Raw genomic sequence first — 26452 nt, forward strand, 5'->3', positions numbered from 1 at the left:
CTCGCAGGCCGCAGCGAGAGCCTCAATGTCATCACGCGCGAAGACTCCGCAGCGACCGCCGGGGATATCGGCATCGCCGAAGCGCGCCGCATTTCGGTTCAGATCCCGGGGCCCCGCGCGCTACGCCGTCAAGCTCCAAGCGGATGAGATCCAACTTGACGGCAAAGCGCGATTCCAAGGCGCGGCGCGCCGGCTATCTTGCCTACCGGCAGCAAACGCGGCGAAAACGATTGAGTGATATCTTCGCGGCCAACCTTTGCGTCAGCAAGATCGCCATGTCCAGACACTTCGACCCGCATCTCGTCAACGGTCCCTTCGGCGATCCGGCCCTCTACGTCGATCTCGTATTCGAGCGGCGTGCGTTGCTGTTCGACCTCGGCGACCTTGCGCCACTGTCGCCGCGGAGCCTGCTACGCGTCAGCGACGTGTTCGTCAGCCACCGGCACATGGATCATTTCGTCGGCTTCGACCAGCTATTGAGGTGCATACTTGGCCGAGAAACGACTGTCAGGTTCTACGGCTCCACTGGCCTCATCGAGTCCATTGAGCACAAGCTGAAAGCCTATACGTGGAATCTCATTGCACGCTATGAAAGCAACCCAGTCCTACGCGTCACCGAGATTGACGCGGATGGACGCCTCACTTCCGCGCAATTCCCGGGAAGGGTTGCGTTCGCGCGCGTCGATGACGAGAGCGCAATGGGCGATGACTTCGTCTTGCTGCAGGAGCCTGGCTTTCTGGTGCGCACGACGATAATCGAGCATGGCGTCCCAGCTCTGGCATTCGCGCTGGAGGAACGCGCTCACATCAACATCTGGCGTAACAAGCTGGAAGCGATGGGGCTCGCCGTCGGCCGTTGGCTCGGCGCCTTCAAGGAGGCGATCCTGCACGGCAGTCCGGAGGATACTCCCATCGAGGTCGCCTGGACCGGCGCGCGTGGTGAGCGCCCCGAAAGCCTGCCCCTCGGCGCGCTGAAGCGGGATATCATGCGCGTTACTTCGGGACGGAAGATCGCATACGTAGTCGACTGCGGGTTCACAGAGGCTAACGCAGCCCGCGTTGTCGCGCTCGCGAAGGACGCCGACGTCCTCTTCATCGAAGCAGCGTTCTTGCAGGAGGACTGTGCCCGCGCGGCCGAGCGTCAGCACCTTACCGCACACCAGGCCGGCACGCTGGCGCGCCTCGCGAACGTCAAGCGTCTAGTGACGCTGCATTACTCCCCCCGCTATCAAGGTCATGGGGAGCGTCTCGCGCGCGAGGCCGAGACCGCCTTCCGTGGCGGCTAGGAGGAGAGGCTCATGGGCACGTCACCGTTTTGCCGAACGATCGAAATTCCCAGAGCGTTGACGATGGTCAATGCACGAATTGATGCGCGGCGTGAACTGTCCGCCAGACAATACGCTCAGCAACAAGGTGTTAACCATGGCCACCTTCATCATGCTCACCCGTCTGAGCCACCAGGCGCTGCGATCCCCAAGCTCACTCGAAAGCCTCAGCCACGAGGTCATGGAGCGCATCCGCGCTGACTGCAAGGGTGTCGCCTGGAAAGCGAGCTACGTGGTGCTCGGGCCCGCCGACTACCTCGACATCTTCACGGCACCGGACATCGAAATGGCAACGAAGGTCGCTACCATTATCCGCACCTTTGGACATGCGACCACCGAAGTCTGGGGGGCTACCGAGTGGGAGAAGTTCACCGAGCTCGTCCGTTATTTGCCGCCCGCCCCTGTCGCGGCGATTAGTCCAAATTAAGCCAACCGCGAGGAGCCCAGCGCATGCGTGTGCGCGTCGAGACCTACGCAGGCTACGGCGGCGTAGAGATGCCCAGCCGAATCTTCTTCGATGAGCGCTGCATCGAAGTGGCTGAGAATCTCGACCAATGGCACGGGCCGGATTACCGCTACTTCAAGCTCAAAGGCGACGACGATAGTCTCTATATCCTGCGCCTCGATGAGAGCCACGCCGAGTGGGATCTGACGTTGTTCCAACGCCCCCACACCGAAGACGGCGCGACGTTGACCAGCGTCGGGAAGAGAAGCCCGATGTCGTCCGCCTGAGGCGCATGAACGCCACTGTATCGCCTGGGGTGCACCATCGGATGGGAGGATGTCGAGACGGCAAGGGCGCCATCAGACTTAGCAACCGACCACGCCGAGCACATGTTTGACGCCACGCCCTTGCTCAAGGCCTACGCGGATCTGCGCTCATTTCTGCTGCAGATACGAGACCCGATCGAGACCCAGCGCTCGGTCCTGCAAAGTCTCCTACGCCGGGCTAGCGCAACGCGCTTTGGGCGCGACCACGCATTCTCGCAAATCGTCGGCGTTGCCGACTTCCAAAAGCACGTGCGCCTGCGCCACTACGAGGACTTCTGGCACGACTACTGGCAACCAACCTTCCCTCGGCTTGTCGACTGCACGTGGCCGGGCCGCATCCGCTACTTCGCGCGCACCTCCGGCACGACGGCCGGAATCTCCAAGTACATCCCCTGCTCGGACGACATGATCAGCGCCAACCTGCGGGTCGGCGAGGACGTCTTTGTGCATCATATCCGCAATCGTCCACAAAGCCGGGTATTGGAGGGCAAGTGCCTGTTACTAGGTGGCAGCACTGATCTCACCGAGGAAGCGACAGGGGTATGCTCGGGCGATTTGAGTGGCATCGAGGTCTACGAGATCCCGTCGTGGAAGCGTCCATGGTTCTTCCCGCCGCTCGAGCTGGCGCTCATTCCCGATTGGGAAGAGAAGATCGATAAGATTGGGCGCGCTTGCCTGGCGGAAGACATCCGCGCGATCAGCGGCACGCCGAACTGGCTTCTCCTATTCTTCGACAAGCTGGTGCAATTGAGCCCCGGAAGCAGCAGCCTGGCGGCGATCTTCCCGAAACTGGAGCTGATAATTCACGGTGGCATCGATTTTGCGCCCTACCGCGAGCGCTTCCGCGATCTTCTCAAAGGGACGCAAGCGGAGACCCGAGAGGTATACTTTGCCAGTGAGTCGTCGATCGCAGTGGCTGATCGCGGTGACGGCGAGGGTCTGCGCCTCATCTGTGACACCGACACCTTTTTTGAGTTCGTTCCCGTCGCCGAGCTCAACCACCCCGAGCCCACCCGCCATTGGCTCGCGAGCATCGAGACGGGCGTGGATTACGCGGTGGTCGTGAGCACCTGCGCTGGCGCATGGGCCTATGTCTTGGGCGATACGGTTCGCTTCATCGACCGCGATCCGCCGCGACTATTGATCACCGGCAGGACGAGCTACAGGCTGTCGATGTTCGGCGAGCACGTGATCGGCGAGCAAATCGAGCAGGCCATCTGCTTGGCGGCCAACGCTATCGATGCGCAAGTCGCCGACTATTGCGCGGGGGCTATCTTCCCCCACTCCGGCAAAGTCGGCATGCATCTCTACATCATCGAGTTCGCAGAGGGCATTCCGTGCCCGGACAGAATGGATCTATTTTCCCGCACGCTGGACCAGGCTCTCGCCGCATCGAATGCCGACTATCGGGAACATCGCGCGGGCGATTTCGGTTTGCGACCACCACAGGTGGACGCTGTTCCACCCGGAACGTTCGCCGCGTGGATGAGGAGCCGCGGCCGGCTGGGCGGCCAGCACAAGGTGCCGCGCATCATCAATGATGCGAAACTCTTCACAAGCCTTCGAAACTTTGCAGCGAAGCGTTAAACTATCGCGCTACAGGAGATGATGGAGATCAATCTCCCGACGCCGCTCTTGCGCTAATAACCGTGCCAGCAACCGAATGAGGTGGCACATGCCCGCATCACGAAAGGGCGACTCCGGGGAGCAGCCGCTTGTATCCGGCCATGAGATCCGCGAGCTTGCCGGTCCCGTGGCCGATCACACCATTGTCGCCATCCTGGAAACGGGAGCATCGCTCTCCGATCTTGAGATTGCATTGATCTACGCCCGTGGAGAAGGTGACTACGTGGACCGCCTCGGCCATCCACTGAGTGGCAGAGTGGCTCAGATCTGTGACATTCTGGCCAAGGACGAGCTGTTCGCCATCAACGAGGAGCGGTAGGAGATTGGTCTCCGCCTGCGAGTTTCCTCTCGGGGAGCTCTGCATATGGCACGCATTGCGCACATCGGACCCCCAGCGCCGCCAATGTCTGCGCAGGAGGCGTTTTGGCAACCGCTTGGCCGCATCGTGTTCGCATATGGCTATCTGGAGACGCAGATCGACTGGTGCATCAGCACGCTGCTAGACACCGACAGCACGCAGGGTGAGCCGTCGGTTGCCTCTCAGATCCGCAATATCTGCTCCCGCGTTGCGTTGGTGGAAGCCCTGTTTCGCCAGCTCACGGCCGGTGAACAACAGCGAACCCAATTGCATGGTCTAGTGAAGGAGCTGAGGGCCCTCCTCAAGTTTCGCAATAGCGTCTTGCACGGGTCCTGGGGAGCTTATCTCGAGGACAGGCACACTTGGCAGAAGCCCCGGACCGACCCCTTTGACCTCCGGGCGGGTTCTTTCGAGGTGTCGGTGGAGGCGATCGACGAGCACATTGAACGGGCCGCTGCCATCGGCAATGCCCTCGTTGAGCTCATTCGATCGGTGGCCGGAGAGCGCCGCGCACAGGCCGTACACGCACCATGATGCGATGGCGCCGATCGGCGAATGTGGTGCTGTCTCAGCGGAAGACTTGATGCCCCGAAAAGAGGGTCTCGACCTCATCATGGTAGCGCTGCTCGACGCGGTCCCGCTTCACTTTGAGGGATGGCGTCAGGAGGCCGGATTCGATGGTCCACGGCTCGAGCACCAGATGGGCGGCCTTCACCTGGGCGTGCTTCGGGTAGTCCGCGAGACGGCGGCGAAGCCGCGCCAGTACTGCCTCGCGAACCACGGTCACGTTGGGATTTTCTGCATCGATTCCAAGGGCCTGTGCCAGCGTCCCCCATCGCTTGGGGTTGAGTGTGCACACGGCGACGAGGAACGGCTTGCCCTCGCCGATCACGACGGCTCGGTCGAACAGCCTGTCTCTGGTGATCTCCTCCTCGATCAGTCCCGCGTTGACCTTCTCGCCGGTCGCCAATGCCAGGATGTCCCGTAGCCGGCCACGAAGGAACAAACGGCCGTCCTTGATCTCCGCAAGATCCCCCGTGCGCAGCCAGCCGTCGCGATCGATCGTTTGGGCGGTTTGTGCCTCATCCCGCCAATAGCCTGTCATTGCGGCCGGCGTGCGCACGAGGAGCTCTTGGCTAGCGGAGATGTCCAGCTCGATCCCGGGAAGTGGACGGCCAGCCGAGCCCGGCCAGATGTCGTCAAGTGCGGTCGCCGTGACCACGGGACCCGCTTCGGTCAGTCCGTAGCCCTCGACCAACGGCAGCCCCATTGCCACCAAGAAGCGGGCGATCGCAGCAGACAATGGTGCGCCTCCGCTGACTGCCACGCGGAGGCGTCCGCCGAACGCATTGCGGATCGGCTTCGCGACCAGCGGATCGAGCAGGCTATATGCCAGCCGCGCACCACGGCCGGGTGCAGGCTCTCGTGCCTGTGTCGCCTGATAGCGGTGCCAGCCGAGGTCTGCCATTAGGCTCATGAGACGCGACCCTAAAAGGGCGCCTTCGGCCTTGCTGCGGATTGCGCCAAAGGCGCGCTCGTAAATACGCGGCACCGAAAGCAGTACCGTTGGCCGGATCGTCCTCATATCGACCGCGAGATCGTCGATCGATCGCGCATAGGCGACCGCCGCCCCAGCCATCATCGGCAGATAGTAGCCAACCGTACGCTCGAAGGCATGAGCAAGCGGAAGATGCGAGAGAAAGAGGTCATCTTCGCGCGGTGGGATGACCTCAGCGGTGCGCTCCGCGTTCCACAGCAGGGCGAAGTGGGACAGCATCGTGCCTTTCGGGCGGCCGGTGGTGCCGGACGTATAGATGATGGTCGCCAATGAGGATGGCTCGCATGATTGCCGGAACGGCGCGCTGCCGACTTCGGCAAGAACATCATCGAGGCGTCTGACGGGGGGGCTCCTGTCAAAGGCCGTCGACGAAGCGCCCGGCGCGCAGATCCAGACAGCCGAGAGTTCAGGGAACGCGTGTGTGCGCTGCTCGAGCGGGCCCCAGCGGGCTTCGGTGTCGACGAGCAGCAACTTGGCACCGGAGTGCCCGAGGATGTAGCTGACGTTCGCCGCGCTGTCGTGCATATAAAGCGGAACCACGACGAGGCCCAGCCCGAGTGCGGCCATGTCGAAGCCGACCCAGTCGATTCCATTGGGGAGGAGAATGGCGATGCGATCGCCAGGCGCAAGCCCCCCTTGCTGCATAGCAAGCTGCAACCGCGCGGCTCGCCTGCGCATACTCTCCCAAGTATGCTCGCGCCAGCATTGCGCGATGCCATCGAACTGCCGGTAGGCTACGGCATCCGGGCTGCGCGTGGCGCGCTCGTTGAACAGACCGGGCAGGGTACCGGCAAGCGTGGCGCCGATGCAGCTGCGGCAATAGGGTTCGGTCACATCGATGACTCGGTTCACCAGGTCACCCCCTGATAACGACGAATGCACGCGTATGGGCTTCTCGTATTGATCGGCGTCAACGAACTGTTGCCAAGGTCGCGCAAGCTCCCCAAGTTGAATTGTGCTGTCGGGTTCTTCTGCCTGGCACATGGGTTGGTTGGAGCGCGCGAATGGTGATCGGCGCCCAAAATGGTGGTTCCGGGAGGGCCGAATCGGCACTCACGACCGAGCTACTGCGACTCGTGCAAGAGCTCGTGTGGGAGCTCCACCCCCACATGCGGCGCACGGTTGCGATCAAGCTCGACAGTGATCTCGACCGCGACCTCGGCCTCGATAGCCTCGGGCGTGCCGAATTGGTCCTGAGGATCGATCGCACCTTCAAGGTTCGCCTACCAGACCGCGTCATCGGCGAGGTAGACACCCCGAATGACTTGCTCCGGGCTTTGCGCGAAGCCTTTCCTGAGCACGGCGCTCCGCTCACGCTTCCCCCCGCCGGCGAGGCGGTTTTACTGCCCGAGGTGAGCGCTCCACACGCGGCGCAGACGCTCATTGATACGCTCAGTTTTCACGTGGTGAGGCACGGCACCCGCCCGCATATCTACTTGTGGCGCGGAGAGGATGACGAGCAGTGCATTACCTACACCACGCTTGACCGCGCGAGCCGGGCGATTGCACTCGGACTCCTGGAGCGAGGCCTTGCGCCGGGCGACCGCGTTGCGATCATGCTCCCGACCGAGGCGGCATTCTTCGAAGCGTTCTACGGGGTCATCTACGCCGGCGGGATCCCGGTCCCGATCTATCCGCCGTTTCGCCGCGCCCAAGTCGAGGACCATCTGCGGCGGCAGGCCGGCATCCTACGTAACGCCGGCGCAAGCGTGCTCATCGTTGGCTCGGAGATACGCAGTCTCGGCGCGCTGCTTTTCGGACTGACGAGCGATCTTCGCCATATCGAAACGGTCGCGGAGCTGAGCAGCGTCGGATCGCTCGAGCAAGCGCTGCCGGCCGCGTCCGATACTGTGGCGCTCATACAGTACACGTCGGGCAGCACTGGCGATCCAAAGGGCGTCGTGCTTACCCATGCCAACCTGCTCGCTAATGTCCGCGCCATGGGTGAAGCGCTTGACGCCAGCTCGGCAGACACTTTCGTCAGTTGGCTGCCACTCTACCACGACATGGGGCTGATCGGCGCGTGGCTTGGCACGCTTTATTATGGCGCCCCGACCGTCATCATGCCGCCTCTCGCCTTCCTGGCCGATCCTGGACGATGGCTGCGAGCGATCGGCCGTCACCATGCCACCCTTTCGGCGGCTCCCAATTTCGCATTCGAGCTCTGCTGCAAAAATGTCCGCGACGAAGATATCGAAGGCTTCGATCTGGGCTCGCTGCGCATGGTGGTTAACGGCGCCGAGCCGGTGAGCCCAGCGACCATCGCCCGCTTCAGCCAACGATTTGCGAAGTTCGGCTTTCGCCCTCAGGCAATGGCCCCAGTCTATGGCCTGGCAGAAAACGCAGTAGGCCTCGCCTTTCCGCCCGTCGGGCGGCCCCCCATCATCGACCGCGTGCAGCGCACTGCGCTTTCACGCGATGGCAAGGCTCTCCCCGCCGGGCCAGAAGACCCAACGGCGCTGGAATTTGTCGCCTGCGGACGTCCCATCCCGCGCCACGAGATTCGCATTGTCGATGACGCCGACATCGAGGTTCCGGACCGCACGGAGGGTCGCCTCCAGTTCAAGGGGCCGTCCGCCACCAAGGGCTACTTCCGCAACCCGCAGAAGACGCGCACTCTGTTCGACGGCGAGTGGCTGGAAAGCGACGACCGTGCCTACATCGCCAACGGCGATGTCTTCATCACGGGACGCATCAAGGACATCATCATCAAGGCCGGACGCAACATCTACCCGCACGAGCTTGAGGAGCTGGTCGGCGGCATTGAAGGCGTGCGCAAGGGATGCGTCGCCGCGTTTCCCACGGTCGACGAGAGAAGCGGAACGGAGCGGTTGGTCGTGCTTGCAGAGACGCGACTAACCGATCCAGATGCCATCGCGGCCATGAAGCGGAGGATCGTCGAGGCTGCAACCACGCTGCTCGACATGTCACCGGACGAGGTCATTGCGGCGCCGCCGCGCACCGTGCCCAAGACATCGAGCGGAAAGATCCGCCGCTCGGCCGCGCGCGCGCTCTACGAGAGCGGCCAACTCTCGGCGAAGGGACGCGCGCTGTGGTGGCAATTGATGCGGCTCACCATCTCGAGCTTCGGCGTGCGCACGCGCCGGGCGTGGCATCAGCTGGGGGAATACTTCTTTGCTGCGTACTGGTGGAGCCTACTTGTCGTGATCGCGGTCCTCCTCTGGCTCCTGGCACTACTGTTGCCGCGGCGGAACTGGCGCCAGGCTTCGATCCACTGGGCAGCGCGCGCTTTCCTTTGGCTCACCGGCAGTGCGCCCCAGGTCGAGGCCGAGGCATGGCCGCCGGACAAAGGCGTCATCTTGATCTCCAACCATTCAAGCTACCTCGACTCACTCGTAATTGCCGCCGTCGTCCCAGGAAACCTGAGCTTCGTTGCCAAGGAGGAGCTTGCCGGCCAGCGAGTCGCAGGGCCTTTTCTGCGCCGCATCGGCACACTGTTTGCGCGCCGTACCGACGCCGCCGGCGGCGTCGAGGATACTCAGCGACAGCTCGCGGCGGTCCGTTCAGGCGAACGCATCGTATCATTTCCCGAGGGAACGCTCACACGTATGCCGGGCCTTCTCGCTTTCCAGCTCGGTGCATTCCTCGTTGCAGCAGAGGCCGGCGTGCCCGTCATACCGATCACGATCCGCGGGACGCGTTCGATTCTACGCGGCGGCCAATGGTTCCCGCGCCGCGGACCAATTCAGGTGCATATGGGCCGTGCGCTGGCCCCGGATGGCGAAGATTTCAACGCGGCTGTGCGCTTACGCGACGTGGCTCGCACCCAGATGCTGCAACGCTGCGGCGAACCGGACCTCGCATACGAGAGGGTAGAGTTGGAGATGCCGGCCGCCCGCGGCTAATCAGTGCGCTAGTCGACCATGAGAAACGGGAAGCGGCGAAGATCCTCGCGCGTCCAAAGAGAGAGCCCAGCACGGTTGTTCACCGTCTCGATGTCGATCACGCAGTCGGGATCCGAAAAGTCGATGCGGCCAGGTTGACCCATCTCAACGAGCTTGTCGAGCAACGCGGTATCGAGCTGTTTCTCCTCGGAGAGTGAGCTCAACTGATCCCCCATTCCGCGCCTGTGGAGTCGAATGTGGAACGTCTTGCCTGCTATGCGGTCGGCCCAGCCAAGAATGGCGGCGCTCGCCTTCTGATCGAACTCCTCCCGCGATCTGAATTCGAACGTCTCCTGCGCTGGCATGAGCCGTGAGATGTCGTTGATCAGGGTCATGTCGCGGCCCATCAACTCAGAAAGCGACCGCATCAGCGCGACGATATCGTCCACTTCCATCACTAGAACATTGTGAAACCCGGTCGTCTCGACTTTTCCGAATTTCTCCAACCCGCGCTGCGCATGGCGGCGCGCGAAGCGGTCGCTGACAGTGACTACCACGTTCCAGTCTTTCATTTCCGATGACCGCAAGTCTCCCTTGCCATCCACGGCGGAGCATACCACTGATGGTTCACGAAACGTGTCGTCATTGGCCGGGGATTGGCGGAGGCTTCGGCGTATGGCTTTGCCGACGGATAATGCCGAAATCAGGTGAGCGAGGCAGCGATCGTGCATCATCATGTCAGCGTGCCCGAAACCGGCTTGCCCACGCTCGCCGCCAAGGTCGCGTTCCTTGCCACGCCCGCCGCCTACCCTGAGCCGGTCGGCGAGGTCGTTCGTCGCGAGACGCACATGTCGTTCGTGTTCCTCGCGGGCGACAAGGTCTACAAGCTCAAGAAGCCGGTCCGTTTCCCGTACCTGGACTTCTCAACGCTCGAACGCAGGGAAGCGGCATGTAGCGAGGAGCTTCGCCTCAACCGCCGGCTGGCGCCGGATGTCTATCTCGGCGTCGTGCCGCTAGTGGCTACCGAGGAGGGCCTGTCGATCGGCGGTCGCGGCGCGACCATCGACTGGCTTGTCGTGATGCGCCGGTTAGCAGAACGCTGGGCGCTCGACCACGCCATCGAAGAGCATCGGGTCAGCACCTCCCAGCTCGACCGGCTGATCACGACACTCGGACGATTCTACCGTCACGCCCAGCGCCCATTCGTGACACCAGCCGCACAGATCGCTGAGTGGCATCGGAACATCTCCGATGATTGCTGCATTCTGCTCGACCGGCGCTTTAGTCTGCCGGCCGGGCTCGTCAGAAAGATCGAGCGAACTCAGAGATGCTTCCTCGAGCGGCGGGCTGGCATTCTGACACGGCGCGAGCGCGAGCGCCGTATTGTCGATGGCCACGGCGATCTGCGTCCAGAGCACATCTGGCTCACCGACGGAATCAAGATCATCGACTGCCTGGAGTTCAACATCCGGCTCAGGACAGTCGATCCCTTCGATGAGATCGCCTACTTGAGCCTCGAATGCGAGCGGCTTGGCGCCCCTTGGATCGGAGACTACGTTAAGCGCGGTATATCGCGCGTGCTGCACGACGATCCTGAGCCCGAGTTATTCCTATTCTATCGTTGCCACCGCGCCGCGCTGCGCGCGCGCCTTGCCGTTGCGCATCTGTTGGAGCCCAACCCGCGCACACCCGAGAAGTGGCCGCGGCGAGCACGCGCTTACTTGGAAATCGCGGGACGCGATGCGGTGCGTCTGGACCGTGTGCTCAATAGACCAGGAGGTCGGTAAGTGTGCGCCCCTCGTGAAGGCGCGCGATAGCCTCGGCAAACAGGGATGCGCTGGGCAGGATGTCCAGCTTGTCGCGCGTTGCGCCGAGCGGAAGCCGGAACGCCGGAACGGCATCGGTGATGACGATACGCTCGATCACAGGGTCGGCAAGAGCCTCGGCGGCTCCCTCCATGAAGAGGCCGTGCGCAGCGAGCGCGATGATCCGGCACGCTCCGGCATTGCGCGCCGCCTTGGCGGCCCGCACAAGCGTGCCGCCCGTTGAGATCAAATCGTCGATGATGAGCGCAGTGGCGCCATGGACGTCGCCCACGAACAGGTCGCCGGTGACGACGCCGGCGCTGCGATGCTTGTCAGCGAATGCCTTGCCGATCGGACGTTCGCATGCCGCTTCCAGCGCCTCACGAAACAGCTCCGCCCGCTTCGCACCTCCGGTATCGGGTGAAACGACGCATAGTCCTTCGTCTTTCAACTTTTTCGCATAATCGACGAAGAGCGGCGCCGCAGTCAGAGTAACGGTCCGGAAGCGGAAGGCGTTCTCGAAGGCCACTGGATTGTGCACATCGAGCGTTACGATGGCGTCCGCTCCTACGCTTTCGAACATGGCGGCCACGTATCGCGTCGTCACGGGATCGTTTGGTTTGGTGCGGCGGTCCTTGCGCGCATAGCAGAGGTAAGGCACGACTGCCGTCACGCGTGCAGCGCCCGCATCCTTCAGTGCGCCGATGAAGAATAGAAGCCGGCATAGCTTGTCATTGGCGCTTGCCGCCGGCCCCCCGTGAAGGCTCTGGATGACAAAGACATCGGCATTGCCCACTGGATCGAGGGGGCGCGCCTTGTGCTCGCCATCCTCAAATTCGCGCTCCTCGTGCCTGGAGAGCGGCTTTCCCAGTTGGTGAGCGATGGCGCTGCCCAGTTCCTCCGTGGCGTTGAGAGCAAATACCCGCAACCGGTCAGCAGTCGCCAAGCGCGGCCCGGCTTCGTGCGGAGTCCATAGCCGAACGCTCGCCATCACTTTGCCTTTCCTGGGGAACGTTCACATTCACGAAAGTATGCGTGAAGTCCTTCCTGCCTTCGCAACGAGAGATATGAAAGCCTTTGCATGTATGAGCGTTGATACCAGTCAAAATGCTCGAAGGGGCTGCCCATACTATGCAAGCGCGCCCGTATCGGCCATCAGAGTCACGCCGAGGCAATGACACAGAAGACTAGGCTTGCGGTGTGAGCCGGCCAATTGGCTACCCGCCACCGCAGCGCGGATTGCTGAACGAGATGTCTATTTCCGTCCCGTTGGAGAGACAATCGACCGGCCCGCTTGCTCAGGGCGGTGAAACGGTGACACTGTTTCTCGCCGGTGACGTCATGACGGGGCGCGGCATAGATCAAGTGCTCCCTCATCCCGGTGATCCGCAGATCTATGAATCCTATGCAAAGTCGGCGCAGAGCTATGTGAAGCTTGCCGAGCGCGCCAACGGCCCAATCGCAAAGCCGGTATCATTCGACTATATTTGGGGAGATGCGCTCATCGAGCTCACCCGCAGAAAGCCCGACCTGCGCATCATCAACCTCGAGACGGCAATCACGACAAGCACCAGCCCCGCACCGAAGGGCATCAACTACAGGATGAGCCCGGCCAACATCGGCGCCATCACTGCCGCCGGCATCGACTGCTGCATTCTGGCAAACAACCACGTTCTCGACTGGGGGCAGCGCGGTTTGCTCGAGGGGCTAACCGCGCTCGAGCAGGCGGGTGTCCGCTATGCGGGGGCCGGCCGGGACGACGTTGCTGCCGCGGCGCCTGCGATTCTGCCCCATGCGAAGGGCCGCGTGCTCGTGTTCGCTTTCGCCTTACCGAGCGCCGGCGTACCCCTTGGCTGGGCGGCCGCTACCAAGACCCCAGGCGTCAACGTCGCTTCGCGGCTTTCGCGCGAGGTCGCCGACCGTATCGGCGAGCAGGTCCGCGCCGTCGCCAGAAGTGGGGACATTGTGGTGGCTTCGATCCACTGGGGTAGCAACTGGGGCTACGAGATTGCGCAGGAGGAGGCTGAATTTTCCCATCACCTCGTGGAGTCGTGCGGCGTGGACATCGTGCACGGGCATTCCTCGCATCACGTCAAGCGCATCGAGGTTCACCATGGCAAGCTCATTCTTTATGGGTGCGGCGACTTCATTGACGATTACGAAGGCATAACCGGCTATGAGGAGTTCCGCGACGATCTCGTACTGATGTATTTTCCGACGCTGCGGATCGACGATGGCACGCTCGTCGGCCTCGAGATGGTGCCGCTGCAGATCCGCAATATGCGGCTTCACCGCGCTTCGCGCACGGACGCGGATTGGCTGGCAGACACGCTCGAGCGCGAGAGCAGGCCAGTTAAGACACACGTCAAGCTTGGCACCGATGACGTACTGCGGCTCGCTTGGCAATGACGGCGTTGTTTGACCCAGATCAGTGACACGCCGCCAACGGCATTTAGACTGCCGCCCGCACTAAACGGCGATTGTGCAAGTCCCGGAGCGGAACGTCATGGTAAGCTCCACGCTCACCCACGATATCTCGGTCATGCCCCGAGGACTTCCGGGGTTTCTCACCCTGCCTGAGGCGGCGACGGGGATCGTTGTCTTTGCCCACGGCAGTGGCTCCAGTCGCCTCAGCCCACGCAACCAGCATGTCGCGCAAGGCCTCAACAAGGCGGGGCTCGCCACGTTGCTGTTCGATCTCTTGCTCCCCCAGGAGGCCGACGACCGGCGTAACGTCTTCAATATTCCCCTGCTTGCAACCCGGCTCGAAGAAGCGCTGAATTGGCTTAGCGGGAGCAAAGCCGCGCGTATGTCCGTCGGCCTCTTCGGGGCCAGCACGGGCGCCGCGGCGGCGCTGGTCGCGGCAGCGCGGCACGCCGATGAAGTAAGAGCCGTCGTCTCTCGAGGCGGGCGCCCCGACCTTGCCGCCACCGCACTAGTCCGCGTTAAAGCGCCGACGCTGCTCATCGTCGGCGGGTACGACGACGAGGTGATCAGACTCAACGAAGCGGCACTGGCTGAACTGCATTGTGAAAAGCGGCTCGAAATTGTGCCCGGCGCAACGCACCTGTTCGAGGAGCATGGCACGCTCGATGCGGTCATAGAGCTGGCGACCGCCTGGTTCGTCCGGTTTCTAGGAAAGGGCTCCGAAACATGAGGGGAAAGTTCTTCACCAACCGGACGCAAGCCGGCAAGCTCTTGGCGCAAGCGGTCGTGCAGCGTGGTTATGCCGATCCCGTCGTACTCGGCCTGCCGCGTGGGGGGGTGCCGGTCGCCGCCGAGGTGGCTGCCGCACTCAAGGCGCCTCTCGACGTGGTCCTCGTACGCAAGATAGGGGCGCCGTTCCAGCGCGAGCTCGCTATGGGTGCTGTCGTCGATGGCGACGCGCCCGAGATCGCGCGCAACGAGGACGTCATACGCGAGTTTGGCGTTACTGATGCCGAATTCCAGAAGGCGGCGGATGAGCAGCTCAAGATCATCGAGGCGCGCCGCGCATTGTGGCTTGCGGGGCGCACGCGGGTACCAATCAAGGACAGAACGGTCATCCTTGTCGACGATGGGATCGCGACGGGCGCGACAATACGGGCGTCGCTGCACGCGCTGAAGAAACGGGGAGCGAGCCGCACCGTCGTTGCAACGCCCGTTGCCCCGCCGAGTACGGTCGAGTCTCTGCGGCAAGAGGCCGATGATGTGATCTGCCTCGAGACGCCGGAGTATTTCGGCGCCATTGGCTTTTTCTACCTCGACTTCTCGCAAGTGAGCGACGCTGAGGTCACGAGCATCCTCGAAAGTCAGGGTAGCGAGGCTGTTTCGGAGCAGCGCGTCGCGGCCAATTCGACGAGTTCGCCATAGGCGGGTCGGTGGAAATCATGAAGGTGAAACTCCGCATCAGGAAGAAGGGTGCCGCTCTGTACGAGGGCGCGCATGACGTCATCGACGAAGACAGCTTTGCAGCGGCCTTCGCCGGCGTCTGGCAGGCGGTTCGCCAGCGGCGGCTGGATGCAACGACCAGCGTTGGCGAGCTCATGGAAGTTCTCAATGATGAAGTGCTCGACGAGTTGCAGGGCGCCGAGATCAGCATCGAGAAGGCCGAGACCTGATCGCACTGGATGCTCTACGGCGCGACTGGTGTCACGCCCGCCGACCGATTCCGCCGACACACTTTGGACCTCGAGATTTGCGCCATGTCCGATTACTTAGGCACACAGCTGCGTATTCTTCTGGCTTCTGACCTGACGGATCGCGCCGTGCTCGCGTTCGACCGCGCCGTGCAGCTGGCGATTTCACAGCAAGCTCATCTGACGATCCTGCATGCCATCCGAGACGATCTCATAAAGGACGTCGGGGAAATCGTGTATGGCGCCGCCCACGAAGCCCTGCAGAACCAAGTAGCCGACGCCAGGGCACGCGGGGCAACCGATGCCGATATGAAAGTCGTCCTCGCAGCTCACTATGATGCCGCCATCATTGCCGAAAGCAGACAGGATCGTGCACATCTGATCGTGCTTGGCAGCCACCGCGAGCGGCCGCTGCGCGACGCCGTCCTCGGCGCGACTATGGAGCGCGTCCTGCGCTTCGGCGATCGGTCGATCCTTGTCGTCAAGACGAGCCCCACGGGGTCCTATAGCGACATCCTCGTGGCGGTCGACTTCTCTGTACCCGCACGCGATGCACTTGAATTCGCCATCCGCCTCTTTCCGCGGGGGCGCTTTCATGTGCTCAACGCCTGCCCCAATGTGCTCGGCGACACCGCGAGCGAGTGGTTTGTTTCGCCCGAGACCGTCGCGCGCAAGCACGAAGCCCAGCTCGAGGTTATAGTCCAGGCCGTCGCCCACCACATGCGGCAGGAACTTTCAGGCGCGGACTTTACGCTGACGCCCGTCGTCGACCATGGCCATCCTGCCGAGGCCGCCAAGCGTCAGATCGCCCGCATCCGGCCAGACCTCGTCGTGGTCGGCACGCATGGCCACACCGGATGGAGGCACGCGACGGTGGGCAGCGTTGCCGAGAGCTTTCTCGCATGGATGCCGTGCGATGTGCTGGCGGTTCGGCAGATGCATGCGGAAGGCGGGGGGCGCCTCAGTACTCTGACTTAGTTGATGATTGACCCACCCGCCGGCTTCAGCACGGAGTATCCGAAAGGGCGTCTTGTCGCGTACGACCGCCCAATAGAGCATCGCTCCCCTGCGTCACCGACAATGCGGAGCGGCTGGCTTGCGGTTGCTGATTGCTTGCTCTTGCTTACTCCTGGCTTGGGTTGCGACGGGGCGGAACGGCCCGGATTCCTCCGGCTCCGACTGCCCGCTCGCGGGCGCACCCACCAAGGGAGCCGTCGCCGACGTTCGCGCATTCGGAGCGGTCGGGGATGGCATCAATTGGCCGGGAAGAGAAGCTCGTGCGCGAAAACGAGAGCGCCTACATCTTCGCGACGCAATGGCACCGCCTGGAGAACCCCGGCATGGTGCCGCTCGAAATCGTCGAGGTGCAGATCGGGACGTACCTGGGCGAGGACGACATCATCCGCACAGACGACGTCCATCATCGTGCGGCGGAGGAAACGAAGTAGGGTTAGCTCGCGCCGGCTCAGCTTTCGCGGAAGGCTCTCGCCATGGTGTCGTGCACGGGTCGCACCAGGTACTCGAAGAACGTCCGTTGCCCGGTCTTGATATAGACCTCGGCCGGCATGCCCGGCGTGGGCAGGAAGTCGTGCAGTTCCACCGTTTTGCGTGCATCGAGCTGCACGCGCGCGACGTAGATGTTGTCCGACTGCAGCTTGCGCTCGTTGGGAAGCGCGTCGGGCGAGACGTAGGCCACCGTGCCAGGGATCATGGGCGTCATGCGCTGATTGAGCGCCGTCAGGCGGACAATGGCCTCCTGGCCAACTTTGACGTGCGCGATGTCCTGCGGGCGCACGTTGACCTCTATGATGAGCTCGTCCGCCGACGGCAATAGCTCGAGGATGTCGTTGCCGGGTCGGATGATGCCACCGGAGGTGTGATAGTTCATCTTGACGACGACGCCGCTAACGGGGGCCACGACCTTGAGACGCGAGAGGACGGCGCGTCCCGCCATGATCCGTTCTTTCACGTCCTTCAGTTCCCCGGTCACGGATTGGAATTCCTCCGCCGCCTGCTGAATGGCCTGCTGGCGTGCATGCAGGATCGACTGCTCGGCAGCGGCGGCCCGCTCGCGCCCATCCTGGACCTCTGACCTGATACGGGCCTGCTCGCCCTCGAGATTTATGCGGGCCCGCTGGAGCGCGAAGTACTCGGGCTTGCGCACAAGGCCGAGCTCGTAGAGCTTGCCCTTACCCTTCAGCTCCTCGTCTATGAGCGGGAATTGCCTGCCAATGGCCTCGAGCCGGTCCTCGTCACCCTTGATCCTCTCGCGCAAGGCCGCTGCCGTGCGCTTTTGAATTGTGATCTCGCTAATGAGCCTCGCCCGGCGCGAGCGAAAGATCTCGCGCTGGCTTTGCAGGATGGAGCCGATCCCGGCCACCTCGCGGTTGTTGATCAAGCTCTCCGGATACTTCAGCTCCATCTTCTCGCCCATCTCTGCCCTGAGCCGCACGAAGGTCGCTTTCAGTTGCGCCTCGCGCAGCAATAGGCGGGAAAGCTCGGCCTTGGCCGCGGTGTCGTCGAGCCGCATGAGCGGCTGATCCTTCTGAACCAGCTCTCCCTCTTTGACGAGAATCTCGCGGATGATGCCGCCCTCCAAGTGCTGCACGATCTTGTTCTGGCTGGTGGCGACAAAGTTGCCGGGAGAGATGACCGCGCCATCGAGCGGCGCCAGCGCTGACCACGTAAAGAAGCCACCAACCCCGAACAGCAGAATGGCATAGCCGCCGAGCGTCGCGCCGCGGGTGCTGCGCGGCACCTGCGCGAACCACTGCTGGTGATAAGGAACGATGGCATTTTTCATACAAGTTCAGGCGGCGAACTCGGCCGCCTCCCCTCTCTGCGCCAGGAGCTTGGGCATGATCTCGTCGCGCGTACCGAGCGCGTGCACACGCCCCTCGTTGAGCAACATGATCCTATCGACACTACGCAGAAGCGCAGGCCGCTGGGTGATGGCCACCACGGTGATCTCGCGGCTCTTCGCTCTACGCAGGGCTTGACCGAGGGCCTGCTCACCGGCGGTATCGAGGTTCGAATTGGGCTCGTCGAGAACCACCAGCCGCGGGTAGCCGAAAAAGGCTCGTGCCAGCGCCACCCGCTGACGCTGCCCTCCCGACAAGGGGCTTCCGTCGATGTTGATCGTCGTCTCGTAGCCCGCCGACAGCTGGGAGATCATCTCGTGAACCCCGGCCAAGCTCGCCGCATCGAAGATGCTCTCGTCCGATACGTCCTCGCGCATGCGCGCGATGTTGGCCTTGATCGATCCCGGGAAGAGCTGCACGTCCTGCGGTAGATATCCTACGGTCTCGCCGAATTGGCGCGGGTCCCAGTTGCGGATGTCCATGAGGTCGAGGCGCACGCTGCCCGACGTTGGGGCAATCGAGCCGACCAGCATGCGTGCGAGCGTCGACTTGCCGGTGCCGGAGGGCCCGACGACGGCCAGCGATGTGCCTGGCTCGAGCGTGAAGTTGACACCGTTGAGGATGACCTTCTTGGTCGGCGGCGGAACGTAGAGTACGCGCTCCACCGACAGCCGGCCTTGCGGGCGCGGGAGCAGCAAGTGCTCCTGGTTCAGCGGCGAGCTGGCGAGCAAGGCTTGGATGCGCGCGTAGCCGCCCCGCGCCTGCACGAAGCCGCGCCAGCCTTCGATCAGCCCTTCAATCGGCGCCAGCGCACGACTGGCGATGATGGAGGCCGCGATCAACGTGCCGCCGGTAAGCTCGCCGGCAATCGCCAGATAAGCGCCCCAGCCCAGCATGGCAATCTGGGTGCACAGGCGCGCGAACTTGCTGACCGCCGTCATCGCTGTATTGAGGTCGTGGGCGCGCACCTGCGCCTTCAGGGCTTCTGCCGTCTCGCGGCCCCACAGCAGGACACCCTCGCGGATCATGCCGAGCGCATTGACGACGAGCGCGTTGCGCGCCATCGCCTCGACCTGCTGCGTGGCCCGCGTCGTATAGGCATTGGCGCGCGCATAAGGCACGGCGGTAATTCGCTGGTTGATGAATGCTATGGCGATGAGAATGAGGCTGGCGACGGTGAGCACGAGGCCGAGCTGGGGATGGATGAGATAGACGGCGAGGAAGTAAACGGGGGCGATCGGAGCGTCGAACATGGTCAGCAGAACCGGACCGGTGATGAAATTTCGGATCTGCTGAAGGTCGAGGATGGCCTGAAAATCGCGCGCCGAGCCATGCTGGGCGGCCTTGGTGGCGGCGCTCAAAATGGGGGCGCCGAGGGTCGTCTCCACCTGCACGGCGACGCGGGCCAGCACCCGGCGTCGCATCATGTCGAGCAGCGAGTGCACGGCGACGGCGCCTACGACCACCGCCGTCAGCATGACGAGCGTATCGACGCTGTGGCTCGTCAGCACCCGATCCGAAATCTGGAACAGATAGATCGGCATGACGAGGATGAGCAGGTTCTGCACCAGCGAGAAGATGCCCACGGTTACGAAGTTCGCTCGGCACGTCTGCAGGCCGCGACGCACGGCCTCGCGGAAGTCGTAGTCTCCGGCGCGCTGCTGCATCGGCGGTAGAGGAACCACTTGGCCAGCCGCGGGCGATGTTTCCTTGCTGGGCACCGAGCGCTTGCCGTCAGCGAGGCGCTCGTCGGCAGATTCGCCACGCGGAGCGTCACTGGCCTTCGTCCGGCCTGGCAGCGCACCATTCGCCAGTGCTTCGGCGCGGCCGTTGGGCATCTCGGATCGCACCTCGGCGGTGCGCTCTGCCGGGCGCGAGGCGGCCTTGCGCGCACTTGCGGGCGCGGCCGGCGCCGGTGGCTCGGCCTGGCCGTTGGTGGCGCCCTTGGATGCTTGCGCCGGCTTCGGCGGGCGAGGTGTTGCGCCGTTCGTCCTCGGCGCGTGCTCGCCGACCGCTCCCGCGCCCTTGCGCCGCGCCGGTACCGGCTCGGCGGTGGCCGTCGGACATGGCGCCGATTGCGGCGTACGTGGTTCAGATACTGAAGCTGACTGGGCCGGTTGCGAGGGACGGGTCACCGGCGCGCCGTCGGAACTGCGCGAATCCTTGGGGGCTCCCGGCTCGCCAACGGCGCCGTACGACTGCACTCCGTTCACACGCACCGCGTCCTTACCGGACGCGATCGTATCAGCGCGTCGCTCGGTGACGCGCCGCTTGGCATATTTTTGCTGTCGTACGCTCTTTCGGCTTCGTTTGCGACTCACGCCAGCACTCCCGGATCCTGCTGCACGACTGTGCGACCTCCGTGCCTCCCGTTCGGGATCTCGCCACCATGCGGTCCGGCGAGGTCACGGCTGCGCGGCTTGATTCAACGATTCAAGACCTATGATTCAAAACCTATGCCATCACACCTCCGAGTAGATCTGTTCCCATGCCGTCAGTGACGTGGTCACCCTCTGCCGACGGTGTATTGGAGTGTTCAGTAGCGTCATCGCTCATAGCGGCAACGGCAGCGACAACATCGGGATGCAGGCTGCTCGCGTCGAGCGCATCCTCCTCGTCCTCACCGACGACGATGTTGGCTTGCACGAGCATCGTGTCTTCGTAGACTTCGCCGCCGAGATACTGGTAGCCCGAGAGACTATCGACATCGATGATCAGCGCGACGTTGGTCGCGTCGTTGGCGCCAGCGGTGACGGCCTGCGCCAGCTCGTCGGCACCCTCGCCCGTCAGTGCGCTCTGCTCGATCTTATCGCCGTCGGCGATGACATTCGTCTGATAGATGAGGTCGAGATCGAAATAGTCACCGCTGACATAGAGAACGTCCAGTCTGTCGGTGCCGTTGCCCGGCAGCCCAAGCGCCTGCGCCGGGAACAGGAACGGCTGCTGCTCGGCGACTGCATCGACCAGGAACTGCACGTCGGCCGTCATCGGCTTGAAGTCCTCGCTGCCGATGCCGACGATGGAGGCGTCGTTGGTAAGCGCGTTGCCGCCCGCTTCGACGGTCTGTGAGCCTTCGCCGCTCAGCAGCTGCTTTATGACATCCGCGTCGTAGACGAGGTTGAGCTGCAGGATGGTATTGTAGTCGTAGTAGTTGCCGCCGACGATGATGAGGTCGTAGTCGAGGCTGCCCTCGGACAGCTCGACGAAGTTGAGCTGGCCGTTGGCGCCGAGCACGGCCGTGTAGTGGGCGCTGGCCGTCGTCTGCTGACTGAGGTCGCCATCGACGAGCACATTGGTCTGGCTGAGCGTCGCAATATTCCAGTAGTCGCCGGTCACATAGGTGATGTGCCAGTTGAGCGCGCCCGAGAAGCCCGTGACGCCGTCGCCGAACACCACGCCGGGATCAGCGACGAACGTGGCCTCGTTCTTGAGGCTGTTGTTGTGCTCGACGATGCTGCGCGCCACGTCCTGGCCGGAGGCGCGCGCGAAATCCTTGTCGGCCAGCACGTTGACCTGGATGATCGCGTTCGTCTCGTGCAAATCGCCTTCGATGACGAGCGAGGCGATCCCGTCGGCGCGATCGTCGATGACAGCGACGTTAAGAGCGCTGTTTGCGCCGGTGGTGCTCTCCTGTGCGTATCCGCCGGTGGGTGTGGTGTCGGTCACGACATGGACGTGCTCGCCCTCTGCGACCTCGCCGGTGCCATCCTCTGCGTCTGTCGGCGAAGAAAGCGACACCTCCGCATCCTCGCCTGCCGCATCCTTGTCCTCGAACTTGGCGTTGAACCCCTGAACGACTGTCTGGATGGCGGTGCCCTGTGAGATGATTGCGTCGCTCGCATCGATGGGCTCGTCGGGGTCGTCGAGCCGCACCCCGTTCACATAATGGCTCGTTTCGTCGACGCTCAGGGCGTCGGCGTGCCTGGCGCCGGACAGGTCGATGGGAAACGGATTGACTCCATCCGCTTGAACATCAAGCGAGATATCACTGCCGTCGGGCCGCAGGCTGGGAAAGACGCTTTCGGGGATGAGCTTCTCCGCCGAGTGGATCATGCGGTTGACGATGAGCGTCGGGTCCTTGGTGAACGGCGCTCCGGCGCCTTGGTGGTCCGAAAAGCCGAGCAAAGCGTCGAGATCGAACATGACGTTCAACTGCTCGATCGAGAACTCGGTGAACCGGGTGGGGCCTACGTCGTAGGTAAGGGAAATCTTGACCTCGAACTCGCCGCCCCCGGGAGCGAAGCTGAAGTGTCCAGCCCCATCTTTCGGCACAAGCCTGTCTTCTGGCTCTGCCGGCTCCACGAGCAGATCGACCCGCTTCGGGATCGGCAATACCTGTGGGATCGGACGCTCGAGCTCATGGTGTGCGGTCGCTGGCGAGCGCGCATCCACGTTGAATTGGACGGACTTGCTGCCCTGGCTGGGCGTGCGCCAGAGGTCGATCTCGCCGGAGGGGATTTGATCCGGAGTGTAGCTGGCGAACTTATAGGTGGGTGCGCCGGTGTAGTGGACCGGCGTGTCGTTCAGCAGTTCGCATAGGTGCAGATATCCGGCGAAGTGCCAGATACTCTCGGTGACGAGCTGAGTCATCGGTTCTCCTCCCCTTCGTTACCGGGCGTGGGGAATGCTCGTTACGCTTCAAAGCGCCTATGCGAACCGGTGGGACCCGCACGATCCCTTGGCAGCTCGTGCGGGCCCCAGTGGCGCTAAGGCTCAAGCGAGCCAGGCGCTAGCCGATGTCGTCAGCAATGGTGCCGTCGCCTCCAACGACGGTTGCGTCGAAGTTGTTGATCTGCAGGTTGGCACCCATCACGATGTTCTGGGTGAAGGCACTCACGTCGGCGATAGCGTCGGCCGAGGCGGTGGTCGAGCCCGTGATCGAGCCGTTGGCACCGTTGTGGTTCGCCGTATCGTCGATCTTGCCATGGATGCCGTCGCCAGAGCTGGCGTGGCCGCCGTAGACGTCGACCTCCTGGAACGTCGTTCCGCTCGGGCCGTCGTACTTGACGAGCGGACGATACAGGAAATCGTTGTCCACCAAGTCGTTCACCTGCCCGACATCGAACTGCATGTCGTTGCCTGACCCGTTGAACGAGCTACCGACGGCGGTCGTGTCCAGCGTGAAGTCATCCATGTACAGATGGCTGCCCTTCACGCTGATCAGCTCCTGGGCGTCGAGATCGTTGATGTCGTTATCGAAGATCTCGGTAATGTCGGAGTTCTTGATGGCGAGGCCATCGTCATCTCCGCCATGTCCGCCATGGCCGCCATAGCCGTCTCCGCCGTCCTCGGCGCCATAGCCGCCGTAACCGCCGCCGCCGTGGCCGCCATGGTCGTCGATGTCATTGGCCTGCACCGAGTCACCGCCGACCACGTTCACGGTTGCGAAATTGCCCTGGGTGTTGGCACCCATGACGATGTCTTGCGTGAACGCGGAAACCGCGGCAACGCCATCGGCCGAGGCCAAGGCACTGCCTAGGACGCTGCCGTCGCCGGCATTGCCGTTGGCGCTGTCATCGATGTCACCATCGATGCCGTCGTCGGCATACGCTCTGCCGCCTTCGACCTTGACATCCTGGAACGGATCATCGCCGCCCTTGTCGTGGCCGTAGTCCTTCTCCCACGGCTTGTGGTGGCCGCCGTCTTGGCTGCGTGCAGCCTCGAACAGCACCTGCGGCGCGATCAGCTTGTCATTGTCGACGAGGTTGTTGGACTGGCGCACGCTGAACTGGGAGTCGTTGCCGCTCCCGTTGAACGACTTGCCGACCGCCAGCTGGCGCGCCGTAAAGTCGTCCATCGACACCTTGCCGCCATAGCTGACGTCAATCAGCTCCTGGCTGTCGATGTCGTTCACATCCTCATCGTGCTCCGTGTAGAGGTTGGAGTCCTGGATGATGTTGTTCGAGTCCACGTCGACCTTGACGTCCCAAGTGCTGACGTCGATGTCCTTGTCGACCCGCTCCTCGAACTTAACCTTGTACTCCTCCTCGACCTTCTTGTGCTCGTCGATGTCAATTTTGACTCTGACGTAGGGTGGGCTGTGCACGTCTACCTTGTATTCCGACTCGGTCTTGGTATCGACATCCAGATCGAGGTCAATATCGAGATCTTGTTTGATATCGACGTCGAGATCTTTGCCTTTGTCGTCGTTGTCATGATGATTGTCATATGGATTGCCAGACATAACGATACTCCATTCTCAAACGTGACGTCTGTCACGGAGTTTCATTTTGGAGCACCGCATTCATGACCTGGCGAAAGGCCAATCTTCTTCGCTGGCCAATGCCGTCACATAAGCGATGCTTTTGATTTTCAGGCTAGTTCAGCGATTCTTGCAGAATGCGTCCGCAATCGCCAGGCGCAATTCATGCAATAGCGCGGCAGAAATGATTGGAATTCTGATGCGGCACCTCCCTTGCGTTGTTGCAACGAAACTCTCATTCGCGCCGCAAAAATGCGCGGCCGACTTCATTTCGCTTCTTTGCCAAGGGATCACGGTACGCTTCTACTCTTGACCGCCGTAACTGGCGAAGTAGTGCGCACTCTCGTATTGGAGCGAGGCAGAGCCTCTTCTCGCTACCAAACCTCGGGCACCCGTGGGGTGACCGCTACCTGCGATGTTTGTGCGGGGCTTTAGGAAATGCTCGTTTACAGCACTTCCATTTCGTGGTCAGGCGGGCGTAACTCTCTTGCGAAACCCGAGCCGCCGCTGGCCACGGCCTTGAACGCAAACATACGCATAACCTATGATTTACATACCATGCCCAATATGGCGCTACAACAATTAAAATATTGCTGAAAGCGGTTTTATTTTCCCCGCCCAAGGAAGTCCGAGCAGCTGCTGGATTGAACACCACATCAAATTCGTATTATTCTTACTTTTCAGCAGATGCGATCGTCAAAATAGCGGGCCCACAAGGCAGCGGCAATGGCACCGGCGCGGCCGAAGGCGCGGGCCTCATTGGGCGTCAGCGCTGGAGCGGGGGCCAGGACCGCATCCTCGCAAAGCTCGCGGATGTCCGGATCAACGGGATCCTGGCGGCCGTAGAGAGCATCAAAGAAGCGGGCTGCGTTGCTGCAGCCGCGCCAGAAATCGGGGTCGGCATTGGCGCTCAGGAGGCAGATGTCCTCGCCGATGCGATCATCGGAAAGGCCGGTTATGGCCTGCCAGGCCTGCGCCTGGGCGAGGCCGAGATCGTCACCGTCGAGGCGGCCCCGGGTTTCCAGCTTGGCCACGATCGATATCAGCATGGTGAGGAAGCCGATCATGTAGGGCTCCTGCCAGCGCGTCGGGGGGATGGAGCCGATCCGGCCGCGGCTCAAGTCGACCATCGGCGCGATCGTCGAGATGGCCGCACGGCGCGCACGCGAAATCATCCATAAGCTGGCGACACCCATCGTCTTACTCACTGCTGGGCGCACTTCAATCAATGCTATAGCTGGGTGGCAGATGGAGCAAGGTGCGGGGCCAGTTTGAGGACCAAAGCAAGCATGCGTACGCGGGTTCCCCCTTCACCGAACTTTGCAGCCATCGAGGCGGCTGCGGTGGGAAGCGCTGTGCAGCGTCGTGATATTGTCGCGCACATCGGAAACCTCATCTTTACGTGGTCGAATAACGAGAGCCTCTTCATCTACCTTCTGCAGGTACTGCTCGATACCGACTTCGAGTCGGCAGCAATTACCTTTGTCACCCTCAACACCACCCGCGCCCGGGTGGATCTGATACGCCGCTTGGCAAAGAAGCGCGTCCGCGACGCCGAGACCATCGCCAAGCTCGAACGCTTGATCGAACGCTTCAACGAGTGCACGAAGCTTCGCAACGAGCTCAATCATTCGATCTACGAGCTCGATGAGAATGGCCGCATCACACACACGAACGAATTGCGCTTCGTGGAGACGAAGACGGGCGTGAAATTCGCCGCGCGCCGTCCCGTCGATGCTGCGCGGCTCAAGCAGATCGACGGCACGGTCCGCAAGCTGATCAAGCTCAACCGCGATCTTTGGGCGTTCATGCCGGAGCTGGAAAAGGCGGCGCGCGCCGGTGGCGGGCAGGGCTCAGCGGGCGGAAGGTCCTAGCTCCGGACCGCCGGACCGCAAGGGATCGTCCCTTCTGCCGCTCGCTCTCGCCGCCCGGGTCTGCTACCACCACAGCCTCCGAAAGACGAAAGACCGCCCCTTGCTCCGC

General features: G+C 62.6%; 22 protein-coding genes and 1 pseudogene. 15 read left to right on the forward strand and 8 right to left on the reverse strand.

Annotation, left to right across the window (positions count from 1 at the left end):
- Window positions 1-155 precede the first annotated feature (155 nt).
- The 6 genes from F9K20_RS04025 to F9K20_RS04050 all read left to right on the forward strand — a co-directional run bounded on the left by F9K20_RS04025 (window position 156) and on the right by F9K20_RS04050 (window position 4614).
- Entirely contained in the window at window positions 156-1286 is a 1131-nt protein-coding gene (locus F9K20_RS04025; protein ID WP_290997595.1) for an MBL fold metallo-hydrolase, read from the forward strand.
- Window positions 1287-1356: 70 nt separating this feature from the next.
- Window positions 1357-1752, forward strand: a complete 396-nt coding sequence (locus tag F9K20_RS04030) for a GYD domain-containing protein (RefSeq protein WP_290997597.1) — start codon at window positions 1357-1359, stop codon at window positions 1750-1752.
- Window positions 1753-1775: 23 nt separating this feature from the next.
- Window positions 1776-2057 carry a hypothetical protein gene (locus F9K20_RS04035; protein WP_290997599.1) on the forward strand — a complete coding sequence of 94 codons (282 nt, stop codon included), beginning with the start codon at window positions 1776-1778 and terminating at the stop codon, window positions 2055-2057.
- Between the two features lie 102 nt (window positions 2058-2159).
- Window positions 2160-3683: a GH3 auxin-responsive promoter family protein gene (locus F9K20_RS04040; protein WP_290997601.1), complete on the forward strand. Its 1524-nt coding sequence runs from the start codon at window positions 2160-2162 to the stop codon at window positions 3681-3683.
- Window positions 3684-3771: 88 nt separating this feature from the next.
- Window positions 3772-4041: a hypothetical protein gene (locus tag F9K20_RS04045; protein ID WP_290997603.1), complete on the forward strand. Its 270-nt coding sequence runs from the start codon at window positions 3772-3774 to the stop codon at window positions 4039-4041.
- A 45-nt stretch (window positions 4042-4086) separates the two neighbouring features.
- Window positions 4087-4614: a hypothetical protein gene (locus tag F9K20_RS04050; RefSeq protein WP_290997604.1), complete on the forward strand. Its 528-nt coding sequence runs from the start codon at window positions 4087-4089 to the stop codon at window positions 4612-4614.
- 34 nt (window positions 4615-4648) lie between these two features.
- Here F9K20_RS04050 and F9K20_RS04055 read toward each other — a convergent pair whose 3' ends face one another.
- Entirely contained in the window at window positions 4649-6490 is a 1842-nt protein-coding gene (locus tag F9K20_RS04055) for a long-chain fatty acid--CoA ligase (RefSeq protein WP_290997605.1), read from the reverse strand.
- Window positions 6491-6747: 257 nt separating this feature from the next.
- Here F9K20_RS04055 and F9K20_RS04060 point away from each other — a divergent pair, with 257 nt between their 5' ends.
- On the forward strand, window positions 6748-9504 hold the full coding sequence (locus F9K20_RS04060) for an AMP-binding protein (protein WP_290997606.1): 2757 nt from the start codon (window positions 6748-6750) through the stop codon (window positions 9502-9504).
- A gap of 8 nt (window positions 9505-9512) precedes the next feature.
- On the opposite strand, the gene F9K20_RS04065 is transcribed toward F9K20_RS04060, so the two are convergent.
- Window positions 9513-10220 (reverse strand): THUMP domain-containing protein, encoded by a 708-nt coding sequence (locus F9K20_RS04065; RefSeq protein ID WP_290997608.1) that lies wholly within the window; start codon window positions 10218-10220, stop codon window positions 9513-9515.
- Here F9K20_RS04065 and F9K20_RS04070 point away from each other — a divergent pair.
- The gene (locus F9K20_RS04070) at window positions 10191-11270 is read left to right on the forward strand and encodes a hypothetical protein (protein ID WP_290997609.1); all 1080 of its coding nucleotides are present in this window, start codon (window positions 10191-10193) and stop codon (window positions 11268-11270) included. The genes F9K20_RS04065 and F9K20_RS04070 overlap by 30 nt on opposite strands.
- On the opposite strand, the gene F9K20_RS04075 is transcribed toward F9K20_RS04070, so the two are convergent.
- Window positions 11248-12234 carry a ribose-phosphate diphosphokinase gene (locus F9K20_RS04075; RefSeq protein ID WP_290997610.1) on the reverse strand — a complete coding sequence of 329 codons (987 nt, stop codon included), beginning with the start codon at window positions 12232-12234 and terminating at the stop codon, window positions 11248-11250. The two genes, F9K20_RS04070 and F9K20_RS04075, sit on opposite strands and share 23 nt — an antisense overlap.
- A 305-nt stretch (window positions 12235-12539) precedes the next feature.
- Here F9K20_RS04075 and F9K20_RS04080 point away from each other — a divergent pair, with 305 nt between their 5' ends.
- The 6 genes and pseudogenes from F9K20_RS04080 to cpsB all read left to right on the forward strand — a co-directional run.
- Window positions 12540-13697, forward strand: coding sequence for a CapA family protein (locus tag F9K20_RS04080; RefSeq protein ID WP_290997612.1), 1158 nt, complete (start codon window positions 12540-12542; stop codon window positions 13695-13697).
- Between the two features lie 73 nt (window positions 13698-13770).
- Complete coding sequence (locus tag F9K20_RS04085) at window positions 13771-14445, forward strand: dienelactone hydrolase family protein (RefSeq protein ID WP_367115806.1); 675 nt, start codon at window positions 13771-13773, stop codon at window positions 14443-14445.
- Window positions 14442-15140 carry a phosphoribosyltransferase gene (locus tag F9K20_RS04090; protein WP_290997613.1) on the forward strand — a complete coding sequence of 233 codons (699 nt, stop codon included), beginning with the start codon at window positions 14442-14444 and terminating at the stop codon, window positions 15138-15140. The genes F9K20_RS04085 and F9K20_RS04090 overlap by 4 nt, the downstream gene beginning before the upstream one ends.
- Before the next feature lie 17 nt (window positions 15141-15157).
- A complete protein-coding gene (locus F9K20_RS04095) occupies window positions 15158-15388 on the forward strand; it encodes a hypothetical protein (RefSeq protein ID WP_290997614.1) in 231 nt (76 codons plus the stop codon).
- A gap of 9 nt (window positions 15389-15397) precedes the next feature.
- Window positions 15398-16384: a universal stress protein gene (locus F9K20_RS04100; RefSeq protein ID WP_290997615.1), complete on the forward strand. Its 987-nt coding sequence runs from the start codon at window positions 15398-15400 to the stop codon at window positions 16382-16384.
- Window positions 16385-16659: 275 nt separating this feature from the next.
- Window positions 16660-16854: pseudogene (cpsB, locus tag F9K20_RS04105) on the forward strand (mannose-1-phosphate guanylyltransferase/mannose-6-phosphate isomerase); the annotation flags it as partial.
- A 17-nt stretch (window positions 16855-16871) separates the two neighbouring features.
- On the opposite strand, the gene F9K20_RS04110 reads toward cpsB, so the two are convergent.
- The 5 genes from F9K20_RS04110 to F9K20_RS04130 form a co-directional block, all read right to left on the reverse strand.
- The gene (locus tag F9K20_RS04110) at window positions 16872-18209 is read right to left on the reverse strand and encodes an HlyD family type I secretion periplasmic adaptor subunit (RefSeq protein ID WP_290997617.1); all 1338 of its coding nucleotides are present in this window, start codon (window positions 18207-18209) and stop codon (window positions 16872-16874) included.
- 6 nt (window positions 18210-18215) lie between these two features.
- Complete coding sequence (locus F9K20_RS04115; protein ID WP_290997618.1) at window positions 18216-20588, reverse strand: type I secretion system permease/ATPase; 2373 nt, start codon at window positions 20586-20588, stop codon at window positions 18216-18218.
- Between the two features lie 133 nt (window positions 20589-20721).
- A complete protein-coding gene (locus F9K20_RS04120) occupies window positions 20722-22857 on the reverse strand; it encodes a hypothetical protein (RefSeq protein WP_290997619.1) in 2136 nt (711 codons plus the stop codon).
- A gap of 139 nt (window positions 22858-22996) precedes the next feature.
- Window positions 22997-24451, reverse strand: coding sequence for a hypothetical protein (locus F9K20_RS04125; protein ID WP_290997621.1), 1455 nt, complete (start codon window positions 24449-24451; stop codon window positions 22997-22999).
- Window positions 24452-25149: 698 nt separating this feature from the next.
- The gene (locus tag F9K20_RS04130) at window positions 25150-25665 is read right to left on the reverse strand and encodes a hypothetical protein (RefSeq protein ID WP_290997622.1); all 516 of its coding nucleotides are present in this window, start codon (window positions 25663-25665) and stop codon (window positions 25150-25152) included.
- A gap of 93 nt (window positions 25666-25758) precedes the next feature.
- Here F9K20_RS04130 and F9K20_RS04135 point away from each other — a divergent pair, with 93 nt between their 5' ends.
- A complete protein-coding gene (locus F9K20_RS04135) occupies window positions 25759-26343 on the forward strand; it encodes a hypothetical protein (RefSeq protein ID WP_290997623.1) in 585 nt (194 codons plus the stop codon).
- Window positions 26344-26452: the final 109 nt, after the last annotated feature.

The sequence above is a fragment of the Hyphomicrobium sp. genome (genome assembly GCF_009026145.1).
GTDB lineage: Bacteria > Pseudomonadota > Alphaproteobacteria > Rhizobiales > Hyphomicrobiaceae > Hyphomicrobium_A.